The organism is Phycicoccus jejuensis (assembly GCF_044797865.1).
In the GTDB taxonomy this organism is placed as follows: domain Bacteria; phylum Actinomycetota; class Actinomycetes; order Actinomycetales; family Dermatophilaceae; genus Phycicoccus; species Phycicoccus jejuensis.
In genome coordinates this window covers 3,979,263-3,990,970 of the sequence record NZ_CP085209.1, presented here as the reverse complement: position 1 = coordinate 3,990,970, position 11,708 = coordinate 3,979,263, and the positions used below count along the sequence as shown (strand labels likewise).

Below are 11,708 nucleotides of genomic sequence, written 5' to 3'. Positions count from 1 at the left end.
CGACCGACACGGCGGCCGCCGTGGCGGGTGAGGCGCCAATCCGGCTGTGCCCGTGGTTTCCGAAGGTCAAAGGTTGGTCACGACCCTTGACACCCTCGCGGCGCGACTCCACACTCTGGAGCCATCGGTTGTTCGTTTCTGATCGAAACTGTCAGGAGCGGCACGTTCGTCAAAGGAGACACCCATGGCACGCCCGGCCCCGCGCGACCCCCGGTTCGCGAGCTCCCTTCCCGCCTCCGTCCGCGGGGTGAACCGCCGGACCCTCCTGTCGGGCGCCCTCGGTGCCGGCGCCCTGTTCGGCGCGGGCTCCCTCGCCGGCTGCGGCAGCGACGACTCGCCCTCGACGAGCGGCGGCGGCGCCTCGGCCAAGGCCGGCAACGTCAAGTTCGGCGTCAACGAGGCCAAGGGCTCCGGGCCGGCCTACGAGCGCCTGCAGGGCATGGCCGACGCCTACGCGAAGAAGGAGGGTGTGCAGGTCTCGGTCAACGCGGTCGACCACAACACCTTCCAGGAGAGCATCACCACCTACCTCCAGGGCAGCCCGGACGACGTGTTCACGTGGTTCGCCGGCTTCCGCATGTCGCAGTTCGCCGAGGCGGGCCAGATCGCCGACCTCAGCGACGTGTGGCCCATCGACGGCATGAGCGACGCCTTCAAGCAGGCCTCCACCGCGTCGGACGGCAAGCAGTACTTCGTCCCGATCAGCTACTACCCGTGGGCCGTCTTCTACCGCCCGTCGGTCTTCGAGAAGAACGGCTGGACCGAGCCGAAGACGATGGACGAGCTCAACGCCCTCATGACCGACATGCAGGGCAAGAAGATCACCCCCTTCGCCTTCGCGGCCAAGGACGCGTGGGCGCCGATGGGCACCTTCGACATCCTCAACATGCGTCTCAACGGCTTCGACTTCCACATGCAGCTGACCAAGGGCGAGCAGAAGTGGGACAGCCCCGAGGTCAAGAAGGTCTTCGAGACCTGGAAGACCCTCCTGCCCTACCACCAGGAGAACTCGCTCGGCCGCACCTGGCAGGAGGCCGCGACCTCGATGTCCAAGGGCGAGTGCGGGATGTACCTCCTCGGCACCTTCGTCGTCGACGGCGTCCCGACCGAGGCGCAGGAGGACCTGGACTTCTTCACCTTCCCGGCGCTCGACTCGACGATCGGCGCCGACGCGCTCGACGCCCCGATCGACGGCTTCTGCGTCGCCGAGGGCGCGCAGGACACCGAGGCCGGCAAGGCGTTCATCAAGTGGCTCGGCAGCGCCGAGGCCGCGGACGCCGGCAACAACGCGGGCTCGGCCCCGTTCATCGCCGCCAACTCGGGTGCCAGCACCGCGAAGTACGGTGCGCTGCAGAAGAAGTCGGTCGAGGTCGTCCAGAACGCGAAGAACATCGCCCAGTTCCTCGACCGCGACACCAACGCCGACCTCGCCAACACCGTCGTCACCGTCGCGCTCCAGGACTTCATCAAGAACCCGAACGACATCGACAAGGTCACGTCGTCCATCCAGCAGCAGGCCGCGTCCATCCTCGGCTGAGCCGGGGACGAGGAGGAACGATGGCCACCAGGACCGCACGCCGGCAGTCACGACGGGTCGAGAAGAAGCGAGGAGCACGCGACCGTCTGGTCATCTCCCTGATGATCGGCGTCCCCACGATCCTCGTGGTTTGGCTCGTCTGGCTGCCGGCGGTGGCCTCGGTGGCGCTGTCGTTCACGAAGTGGAACGGGTTCAAGTTCAGCTCGATCGAGTGGGTCGGGACGAAGAACTACGTCGACATCGCGACGATCTACCCGCCGTTCTGGCCGGCCATCCAGCACAACCTCGTCTGGCTGGTCTTCCTCTTCGTCCTCCCGACGATCCTCGGGGTCGTGCTGGCGGTCGTCCTCGACCGCGAGATGTGGGGCAGCCGGTTCTACCAGACCGCGTTCTACCTGCCGGTCGTGCTGTCGCTCGCGCTCGTCGGCTTCATCTGGCAGCTCTTCTACTCGACCGACCAGGGCCTCATCAACGAGCTCTTCAAGGGCAACGTCGACTGGTACGGCGACCCCGACGTCAACCTGTGGGCCGTGCTCGTCGCCACCGCGTGGCGGCACACCGGCTACATCATGCTCATCTACCTGGCGGGCCTGAAGGGCGTCGACGGGTCGCTGCGCGAGGCCGCGGCCGTCGACGGCGCGAACGAGGTCAAGACGTTCTTCAACGTCATCTTCCCGGTCATGCGCCCGATCAACATGATCGTCCTCGTCATCGTCGTCATCGAGTCGCTCCGCGCGTTCGACCTCGTCTGGATCATCAACAAGGGCCGCAACGGCCTCGAGCTGATCTCGGCGCTGGTGTCGCAGAACGTCATCGGCGAGGCCACGCGCTACGGCTTCGGGTCGGCGCTCGCCGTCATCATGATGGTCATCTCGTCGGTGTTCATCACCATCTACCTGCGCATCGTCTTCCGGGAGGACCGCCGATGACCACCACCGCACCCCCGGCCCCCGTGAGGAGCCGCCCCTCGAGCCCGGGGGGCCGTGGGCCCTCCGGCGGCGTCCTCAACAAGCGCCGGGGCAAGGTCGCGACGGTGATCATGCTCGTCCTCGCGATCGCCTGGCTGTTCCCGCTGCTGTGGGCCCTCTACAACTCCTTCCGCGACTACTCGTACACGCAGACCAACGGGTACCTGTCGTTCGGTGGATGGACCCTCGCCAACTACGAGAACGCGTGGAGCCGAGGCAACTTCGGCCTGCACTTCAAGAACTCGCTCCTCATCACCGTGCCGGCGGTGGCGCTGACGCTGTTCCTGTCCTCGCTCGTCGCGTTCGTCCTCGCGCGGTTCTCGTACCGCTTCAACCTCACCCTGCTCGGCATCTTCCTCGCGGCGAACCTGCTGCCGCCGCAGGCGCTCCTCATCCCCGTGTTCCGGATGTTCCGCGAGATCCCCCTCCCGGAGTTCATGAGCTCGAGCGGGACGATGCTCAACAGCTTCTGGGCGCTCATCCTCGTCAACACGGCCTTCCAGCTGGGCTTCTGCACCTTCGTACTCAGCAACTACATGAAGACGCTGCCGCACGAGATCTACGAGTCGGCCGAGCTCGACGGCGCGAGCGTGTGGCGCCAGTACTGGCAGCTGACCATGCCGCTCGTGCGCCCGGCCCTCGCCGCCCTCGCGACCCTCCAGGTCACGTGGATCTACAACGAGTTCTTCTGGGCGACCGTCCTCATCTCGCGCGGCGACAAGTACCCGGTGACCAGCGCGCTCAACAACCTGCGCGGGCAGTTCTTCTCCGACACCAACCTCGTCGCGGCGGGATCCATCCTCGTGGCACTGCCGGTCCTCGTCGTGTTCTTCGTCCTGCAGAAGCAGTTCGTCTCCGGCCTGACGCTCGGGTCGACCAAGGGGTGAGCGCCGACCACACCGTCCTGCGGGGAGGGGGCGTCGCCCTCGTCCTCGCCCACCGCGACCACGGCCTGCCCGCCGTCCTGCACTGGGGCGCCGACCTCCCCGACGCGGCGGCCGCCGACCTGGCCCTGCTGCGCGACACCCCCGTCGCGAACAACGCGCTCGACGAGCCGTGGGACCTCACCGTCCTGCCGACCTCCGGCGACGGCTGGCTCGGGACGCCCGGCATCGCCCTGCACCGCGCCGGGGGCGCCGCCGCCCCGCGCTGGGTCGCGACGGTCACCGGCGGTGGCGGGCGCGCGACGGTGCGGGCCGAGGCCGTCGACAGCGAGGCGGTCGTCGAGCTCGTCCTCGCGCTCGACGAGCACGGGGTGCTCACGACGTCGACCTCGGTCACGTCGACCGCCGACGCCGGCACGGCGCCGCTCGAGGTCGCGGCCCTGCGCACCCTCCTGCCGTTGCCGGCCCGCGCCGAGGAGGTCCTCGACCTCAGCGGGCGCTGGGTGCGCGAGCGCACGCCGCAGCGGCGTCTCGTCGCCGACGGCACCTGGCTGCGCACCGGCCGCCGCGGCCGCACCGGCCACGACGCGACCCTGCTCATGACCGCCGGGACGGCCGGGTTCGGCTTCCGCCACGGTGAGGTCTGGGCGGTGCACGCCGCTTGGAGCGGCCACCACGAGCACCTCGTCGAGCGCCTCCCCGAGGGCGCCGGCGCCCACGCGGCCGTCATCGGCGCGGGCGAGGCGCTGGAGTCCGGCGAGGTCCGGCTCGGCCCGGGCGAGACCTGGACGTCCCCGGACGTCGTCGCGGTCTGGTCCGACGCGGGCCTGGACGGCCTCACCGCGCGCCTCGTGCGCCACCAGCGCGCCGGGGCGGACTACCGCGCCGGTCGCCCCCGCCCGCTGGTCCTCAACACGTGGGAGGCGGTCTACTTCGAGACCGACCTCGGGCACCTGCAACGGCTCGCCGACACCGCGGCGTCCATCGGCGTCGAGCGCTTCGTCCTCGACGACGGCTGGTTCGGGTCGCGCCGCGACGACACCCGTGGCCTCGGCGACTGGCAGGTCTCGGACGAGGTCTGGCCCGACGGCCTCGGCCCGCTCGTCGAGCACGTCAAGGGCCTCGGGATGGAGTTCGGGCTGTGGTTCGAGCCCGAGATGCTCAACCTCGACTCCGACGTCGTGCGCGCCCACCCGGAGTGGGTCCTCGGCCCGGCCGCCGGTCCGACGCCGCCCTCGCGCCACCAGCACGTCCTCGACCTCGCGAACCCCGACGCCTTCGACCACGTCCTCGCCGCGATGTCCGAGGTCATCGGCACGTACGGTGTCGACTTCGTCAAGTGGGACCACAACCGCGACCTCCACGAGGCCGTGCGCACCGACGCCACCGGCACCGACCGGCCCGCCGTCGCGGCCCAGACCCGCGCGACCTACCGGCTCCTCGACGCGCTGCGCGAGCGGTTCCCCGCGCTCGAGATCGAGTCGTGCTCCAGCGGCGGGGCCCGCGTCGACCTCGGCGTCCTCGCGCGCACCGACCGCGTGTGGACCTCGGACTGCAACGACGCCCTCGAGCGGGTCGCCATCCAGCGGTGGACCGGCCTGCTCGTGCCGCCGGAGCGGATGGGCACGCACGTCGGGCCGCCCCGCGCCCACACGACGCACCGCGACCTCGACCTCTCGCTGCGGATGCTCGTCGCGCTCGGCGGGCACGCCGGCCTCGAGTGGGACATCTCGACCTGCTCGCCGCAGGAGCTCGACGCCCTGCGGGCGTGGAGCGGCCTCTACCGCGAGCTGCGGCCGCTGCTGCACACCGGCGACGTCGTGCGCTCGGACCATCCCGACCCCTCGCTCGTCGTCGGCGGCGTCGTCGCGGCGGACCGGTCCGCGGCCGCTCTCACCGTGGTCCGGGTCGTCAGCGGCCGCGGGGTCACGCCCGGGGCGGTGCCGCTGCCGGGGCTCGACCCGGCCCGTCGCTACCGGGTGCGCGTGCGACCGGAGGCCGGCCTGCCGGAGAGCCAGCAGGTGCGGGGCCCGCGGTGGTTCGAGCAGGCGCAGGGCGACGACGGCATCCTCGTCGCGGGTGCGGTGCTCGACGACCACGGGCTACCCGTCCCCGCCCTCGCGCCGGGCCAGGGGTACCTCCTGCACCTGACCTCCGTCGACGGGGCGTGAGCGGGCCCGCTGGCCAGGGTGGAGCGATGACCAGCACCCGCCCCCAGCGCGGAAGCTGAGGCTGCTCAGTCGATGTAGCCAGTCCTGCGATCTACCTGGCTCAGAACGTTGCGGACGGCGTCTTCGAGCACAGCATCTGTCTGGAGGTCACCGCCGTAGGCGGAGCTGGTGAACCCGTATCCCTCATGGGCCCCGAGACCCAGAGGAGGTCGTAGACGCCGGGTTCGCCGGCACGCTCGGTGACTTCGAAGCGCTCACCGTCCACCACCATCCGCTTTACGGGGAGAGGTGCGCCATCCGCGGCAATTGAGGACGGATCGAGTGCCGGCCGGACGAAGGACGCGGGTCAGCGCACCGGCTCGGGCGCGCCTCGCGCCTGGCCGTGGCCGGCGACCACCAGGTAGCCATCGCTCTCTGGGTCGAAGGTGGTGGATTGCACCGTGAGCCCGACGCTCCGCAACTGCGCCACGAGGTCCTCGTACCGATAGGGCCAGATGGACAACCGCTCCGAGCAGGTTCGCACTGCCCCATCCGGCTCGATCTGGGCGACCACGATCTCGAGGAAGTGCTCCTGTTCCCAGCGCTGTTCGATCTGCCAGTAGTAGCTGACGACCGCATCGCGGTCGTTGCGGCGGATGAGGTGATCGCGCACGTCCACCCGTGAGCCGGCGGAGCGCACGAGCTCCCAGTTGCGTGAGGTGAGCACGAGTCGTCCGCCTGGATTCAGCAGCCGCGACATCGCTGCCAGTGCTGTCAGGCGACCGGCTGCGCCCTCGGCGTGCCCGAGCGAGTTGCCGACGCAGAACACCAGGTCGAACGTGGAGTCCTCCAGGTGGTCGGGTAGCTCGGCCCAGGGCGCGCGGAGGGTTCGAAGCGAGACACCCTGCTCGTTGGCGACCCTTTCGGTCCGGCGAACCATCCCGTCGCTGGCGTCTGTGGCGACCACGTCAAGGCCAAGACTCGCCAGGCCGACGGCGAGCTGGCCGGTTCCACACGCGCAGTCGAGGACGCGCGCGTTGGGCGGCAGAGAGCCCACGACTTCGCTGTAGTAGGCCTCGGCTGCCTTGGCGGGGGTCAGCTTGTCGTCTCCGATCAGCCACTCGTACACGTCGGAGAGCGCCCCATATCCGGCCACCGCGATCCCCTCCATCTTTCGACGACACGCGGGGTGGACCGCGCCTTCGATTCGTACCTTGCCCCTCGTGCTGTGCCAAGGCATGTCTGAGACGCGTTGGGAAGGACCCAACCACTTCTGGCCCTGAGACTGCACCGGATATCCAGTGGGAAACCGCCACACGGCACCGAGGCAGGTCCCCGATCCACCGGCGCCCCAGTGGTCATGCCCCGTGCCGCGCTTCCCGGCCTGCGGCATGAGCGATAAGACTGGCGCGCCGGGGACTTGCCCGATGATGTCGCACCTGCGCTTTCATCGTGGACATCCCTGCCGCCACTGGGATGACGCGGAAGCTGGCACGGGACGCGGATGTATCCGCGTCCGCCGTGAGTTTCTGCGTCATCACCGTGACGTCGCGGAAGCTCGCGCTCAACGGCATGAGCGATGGTTGGGTTGCGCCTGCGGTCCGGCGGCGCGGGTGGCCCGGCTGCCGTGAGTCACGCATACCGCCAGGTGTCGAAGTGCAGGTCCGGGGGGTCGTCCGGGACGTGGTCCGTGGCCGACAGAACCGGCTCATCGGGCGTCGGGGGTGGCAGAGCGGCGAGGGCGCGGTCGTAGGAGCCGTCGGTCAGGTCCCAGACGACGTGGCGGCCGCGATCGTCGGGCTGCTGCCGAACCTCGGCCCAGAGCCGACGTCGGTGGACCGTCGTGTGGTGGCGTTGGCAGAGCAGGGCGGCGTTGAGGACGTCGGTCGGGCCGCCGTCGGCCCAGTGACGGACGTGGTGGGCGCGGGTCCAGGCGGCGGGGGCGGTGCATCCGGGGTAGGTGCAGCCGCGGTCGCGGATCAGGAGGTGGCGGCGTTGGGCCCGGGTGAAGAGCCGCAGCAGCCGGGCCAAGGCCAAGGGTTCGCCCTGGGTGCCCAGGACGTGCGCGACGAGGGCGGCGTCGCAGGTCAGGCGGCGCAGGGTGTCCGGGCCGAGGAGGGTGCCGGTGGCGACCGAGCCGAGGACCTCGCCGGCGCCGGTCTCGGCCTGCAGGTCGGCCAGGCTCATCGCGACGTGCAGCGTCGCGGGGGACCCGGCCCGGGCCTCGGCCTCGACGCCACTCGCGATCGTGCAGACCTCGGTCAGGGCCTCGACGCGGCGTTGCCCGGCCGGGCGCAGGTCTCGCTGACCGGTCTGCCCGTCCGGGCGGGGCGCGGACCGCGGCCCGATCGCGGCTTCGAGGGCGGCCGCCTGCTCCGGGGTCATCCACAGCTGGTACTCGGTCAGGTCGCCGGACTCCACGTGCGGCGTCGACAGCCGGGCCGAGGGCGCGAGGCGGGCCTGCAGGTCGTCGAAGGCGCCGTGGTGGCCGTACTGCGAGATCAGCCGTGGCCGGAGCCCGCGCATCAGCGCCGTCCCGTGCTGCTGCGCGAGGTCGACGAGCGCGGTGGCCACGGTCGGGAGCGCCTCGTCGCGCAGCAGCGGCTGCACCCGGGCGCTCTCGCGCAGGACCGCGCATCCGGTGCCGGCCTCCAGGCGCCCGTCGCGGACCGCGTCATAGACGATCCCCAGCGGTGAGTCCTCTGCCGGGGGACGGTCCGGGCCCGACCCGGCCGCGGCGACGTCCACCGCGATCCGCGCCACCGCGACCGCCCCGCCCTGGCGCAGCGACGGCGCGAGCCCGCGCACCCACTCCTGCACCCCGGCCCCCGCGACCTCACCCCGACGAACCGCCTCCACCGCGACCGCCACCCGCGCCGCCGAGGCCAGCGCCGCGAGCCGGTCGGCCACTCCCATCAGCTCACCCAGCTCCGCTCCTACCGCCCCGAACAGCACTTCCGAGATACCCGTCAACGCATCGCCGGCAGCCTCCATCGCGGAGCGGCGCTTCGCGAGTTCGGTTGTCCCCGTTGACATGCCACCATGATTCCACCCGGCACCGACAGCCGCCCGGGCCCGAGGACCCGCCTGTGGACCACGAGCGGGCGACGAGCGACCTGTGGAGAACCGAGCAGCCCACGACCACCAGCGGCTGGTTATGGTGGCCGGATGGCCAGCACCCGCCCCCAGCCGGCCTGGCTGGCGAACTCGGTCCTCTACCAGATCTACCCGCAGACCTTCGCGGACGGCAACGGCGACGGCATCGGTGACCTCGCCGGGGCCACGGAGAAGCTCGACCACCTCGCGTGGCTCGGGGTCGACGCGGTCTGGTTCAGCCCGCTGTTCGCCTCGCCCTTCGCGGACGCCGGCTACGACGTCGCCGACTACCTCTCCGTCGCCCCGCGCTACGGCACGAACGAGGACCTCGCCGCGTTCGTCGACGCCGCCCGCAGCCGCGGCATCCGCGTCCTGCTCGACCTCGTCGCCGGGCACACGAGCGACCAGCACCCGTGGTTCCGCGAGTGGGTCGACGACCCGGCCGACGGGCGCTACATCTGGAACGAGCGGGTCGGGATTCCGGCCGGCATCTGGTGCCCCGTGCCGGGCCGCCGGGGCGGCTACTACCAGCTGAACTTCTACCCCTGCCAGCCGGCGCTCAACTTCGGCTACGCCCGCCAGGACCCCGACCAGCCGTGGCGCGACCCGGTCGACGCCGAGGGCCCGCGGGCCAACCGGCAGGCGCTGCGCGACGTCATGGCGCACTGGTTCGACCTCGGCATCAGCGGCTTCCGCGTCGACATGGCGGCCTCGCTCGTCAAGGACGACCCGGGGCACGACGAGACCGCGCGGCTGTGGGCCGAGATGCGGGAGTGGCTCGACCGCGAGCACCCCGACCGGGCGCTGCTCTCGGAGTGGGGCGACCCCGCCGTCGCGGTGCCGGCCGGGTTCCACGCCGACTTCTTCCTGCACTTCGGCCGCCCGGGCCTGCGCTCCCTGTGGCACACCGGCGTCGGCACGTACGACCCCTCGTGGACGGACACCGACCGCTACTTCTTCGACCCCGAGGGCAGCGGCGGTGTCGACACCTTCCTGCGCGAGTGGCGGCGGGCCACGGACGCCATTGGGGTCGGCGGCGGACACGTCGCCCTGCCGACCTCCAACCACGACTACGCGCGCCTCGTCACCGGCCCGCGCACCGCGCCGATGGCCCGCGCGGCCTTCGCGTTCGTCGCCACGTGGCCGTCGCTGCCGACGATCTACTACGGCGACGAGATCGGGATGCGCTACGTCGAGGGGCTGCCGGACCGCGAGGGCAGCCTGCTGCAGACGACGCAGGACCGCACCGGCTCCCGGACGCCGATGCAGTGGGAGCCCGGGCCGGGAGCCGGCTTCTCCACCGCGCCGGAGTCGGACTTCTACCTGCCGCTCGACCCCTCGCCCGAGCGCCCGGACGTCGCGACCCAGCGCGCGGACGAGGGCTCGCTGCTGCACCTCGTCCGGCGCCTGCTCGCCCTGCGGCACGCCACCCCGGCGCTGCAGCCGGAGGGCTCGCTCGAGGTGCTGACCGAGGACTACCCGTTCGTGTACGTCCGGGGCGGCACGCACCTCGTCGTGGTCAACCCGCGGCGCGAGCCGGCCACCGCCACACTGCCGGCCGGGTGGGACGGCGCGCGCGGCCTCGAGGTCGAGGGGGTCCGCCTCGAGAGCGGCCGCGCCGAGGCCTCCGGCTTCTCGTACGGGATCTTCGAGCGCGCCTGAGCGCGAGCGGCGCCGGCGTCCCCCTCGGACACCGGCGCCGCGCCGCTCAGTCCTCGAGGCCGAGGCCCCGGCGGCCGGTGCGGTTCAGCTGCTCGGGGACGAAGCGGTCCGGCCACGTGCGCTCGTAGTGCTCGGCCGGGAAGTCCGACGGGCTGCTGCCGTCGGCGAAGGCCTCGCGCACAGACGCCGCGTACGCCTCGTTGCGCGGGCACCACGGCGCCGCCGGGATGTACATGACGTTGCCCCAGCCCTGCTGGTCGGTGACCGGGGCGACCCCGTGGATCATGTCGCAGTGCCACCAGACGGAGTCGCCGGCGCGGACGTCGGGGATGCCGCTCACCGCGCGCAGCAGCAGCGAGTGCCACTGCTCCGAGGCCGGGAAGACCTGGTTGGTCGTGACGCCGCACATGTCGTCGTCCGGCACGTCAGCGAGCAGCGGCCGCAGCATCAGGTAGGCCATCGCCTCCGGGACCGGCACGGTGTGCAGGACGCCTTGGTCGTGGTCCATGTCCGAGAGCGCCGTCCAGCCCTGGAAGGTCCGGAAGGCCGAGCACATCGTCGTCCCGGGGTACTGCGGGCCCGCGGTGCGGTGCGCGGCGTCCCACGGGTCGTACTGCTCGACGCTGCCGTCGAAGAGGTGGCGGAAGGCGCGCTGGTAGGCCTGCGTCATCCAGAGGTCCAGGGTGCCGGGGTCGAGGTGCGTGCCGAGGCCGCCCGAGTCGGCGCCCGGCGGGCGGCGCCGGATGCGGTCGGGGTAGAGCGAGTCGCGCTCGGGGTCGAACCACGTCGTGCCCTCGGACTCGTGCCGCCACAGGCCGTTGAGGAAGCGCTGCACGGTGGCCATCCGCTCGCTCTGGCGGGCCTCCATCTGGGCGGGGGACCAGTAGACGGGGTAGATCTCGGGCCGCGAGCCGACGCTGCCGAAGAAGTCGTCGCCGGGGCCTCGGTAGTCCTCGAAGAAGCGGTTGCCCTCGACGTAGTCGACGATGCCGGCGTCCCAGGCGAGGGCCTGCTCGCGGGGGAAGTGGCCGCGCACGACGAGGCAGCCGCGGCGGCGCAGCCGCTCGAGGTCGGCGGCGGTCACCGCGCCCGAGGCGATGTCGGCGTAGTCGAGCACCGGCCAGACCTCCTCGCCGCGCGCCCGCTGCGCCTCGACCTCCTCGACGGCCGCCCGGACACGCGCCTCGACGACGGCGAAGACCTCCTCGACGCTGCGCCCGGAGGCCTCCAGGCGGGCGCGCAGCGCGGCCTTGACCTCCCGCGTCGCGGCGCGCAGGTCCGCGGGCGGCTCCTCCCAGTGGGGGAGGGCGGGCAGGGGCTGCGCGTGCTGCCCGCGGGGCGTGGCGGTGGTCGTCATCGGCCGGTCTCCATTCAGTAAGGACTCCTGACTGAATCCCGAGTGTAGGCGCGA

8 protein-coding genes are annotated in these 11,708 nt (G+C 71.7%); 5 read left to right on the top strand and 3 right to left on the bottom strand.

The annotated features are described in order from the left end of the window. Positions 1-184 precede the first annotated feature (184 nt). Genes LG324_RS18980 through LG324_RS18965 form a run of 4 tightly spaced genes read left to right on the top strand, consistent with a single transcriptional unit; the run spans position 185 to position 5,560 of the window. The gene (locus LG324_RS18980) at positions 185-1,537 is read left to right on the top strand and encodes an ABC transporter substrate-binding protein (protein WP_030526509.1); all 1,353 of its coding nucleotides are present in this window, start codon (positions 185-187) and stop codon (positions 1,535-1,537) included. Between the two features lie 20 nt (positions 1,538-1,557). Further along, entirely contained in the window at positions 1,558-2,466 is a 909-nt protein-coding gene (locus tag LG324_RS18975) for a carbohydrate ABC transporter permease (RefSeq protein WP_404350438.1), read from the top strand. Then, the gene (locus LG324_RS18970) at positions 2,463-3,392 is read left to right on the top strand and encodes a carbohydrate ABC transporter permease (RefSeq protein WP_030526511.1); all 930 of its coding nucleotides are present in this window, start codon (positions 2,463-2,465) and stop codon (positions 3,390-3,392) included. Before LG324_RS18975 ends, LG324_RS18970 begins: the two co-directional genes overlap by 4 nt. Continuing rightward, positions 3,389-5,560 (top strand): alpha-galactosidase, encoded by a 2,172-nt coding sequence (locus LG324_RS18965; protein WP_404350435.1) that lies wholly within the window; start codon positions 3,389-3,391, stop codon positions 5,558-5,560. The genes LG324_RS18970 and LG324_RS18965 overlap by 4 nt, the downstream gene beginning before the upstream one ends. Before the next feature lie 346 nt (positions 5,561-5,906). Here LG324_RS18965 and LG324_RS18960 read toward each other — a convergent pair whose 3' ends face one another. Continuing rightward, positions 5,907-6,710: a class I SAM-dependent methyltransferase gene (locus tag LG324_RS18960; protein WP_404350433.1), complete on the bottom strand. Its 804-nt coding sequence runs from the start codon at positions 6,708-6,710 to the stop codon at positions 5,907-5,909. A 461-nt stretch (positions 6,711-7,171) separates the two neighbouring features. Next, positions 7,172-8,455, bottom strand: a complete 1,284-nt coding sequence (locus LG324_RS18955) for a DUF222 domain-containing protein (protein WP_404350431.1) — start codon at positions 8,453-8,455, stop codon at positions 7,172-7,174. 252 nt (positions 8,456-8,707) lie between these two features. Between LG324_RS18955 and LG324_RS18950 the strand changes: the two genes are divergently transcribed. After that, a complete protein-coding gene (locus LG324_RS18950) occupies positions 8,708-10,297 on the top strand; it encodes an alpha-amylase family glycosyl hydrolase (RefSeq protein WP_404350429.1) in 1,590 nt (529 codons plus the stop codon). Positions 10,298-10,343: 46 nt separating this feature from the next. Here the strand turns inward: LG324_RS18950 and LG324_RS18945 are convergent, their stop codons facing one another. Beyond that, on the bottom strand, positions 10,344-11,654 hold the full coding sequence (locus LG324_RS18945; RefSeq protein ID WP_404350427.1) for a DUF1479 domain-containing protein: 1,311 nt from the start codon (positions 11,652-11,654) through the stop codon (positions 10,344-10,346). Positions 11,655-11,708 lie beyond the last annotated feature (54 nt).

Coding starts and splice junctions, on each gene's coding strand:
- LG324_RS18980 (WP_030526509.1), top strand. CDS start 185: ATGGCACGCCCGGCCCCGCGCGACCCCCGGTTCGCGAGCTCCCTTCCC.
- LG324_RS18960 (WP_404350433.1), bottom strand. CDS start 6,710: ATGGAGGGGATCGCGGTGGCCGGATATGGGGCGCTCTCCGACGTGTAC.
- LG324_RS18970 (WP_030526511.1), top strand. CDS start 2,463: ATGACCACCACCGCACCCCCGGCCCCCGTGAGGAGCCGCCCCTCGAGC.
- LG324_RS18945 (WP_404350427.1), bottom strand. CDS start 11,654: ATGACGACCACCGCCACGCCCCGCGGGCAGCACGCGCAGCCCCTGCCC.
- LG324_RS18975 (WP_404350438.1), top strand. CDS start 1,558: ATGGCCACCAGGACCGCACGCCGGCAGTCACGACGGGTCGAGAAGAAG.
- LG324_RS18955 (WP_404350431.1), bottom strand. CDS start 8,455: ATGGGAGTGGCCGACCGGCTCGCGGCGCTGGCCTCGGCGGCGCGGGTG.
- LG324_RS18950 (WP_404350429.1), top strand. CDS start 8,708: ATGGCCAGCACCCGCCCCCAGCCGGCCTGGCTGGCGAACTCGGTCCTC.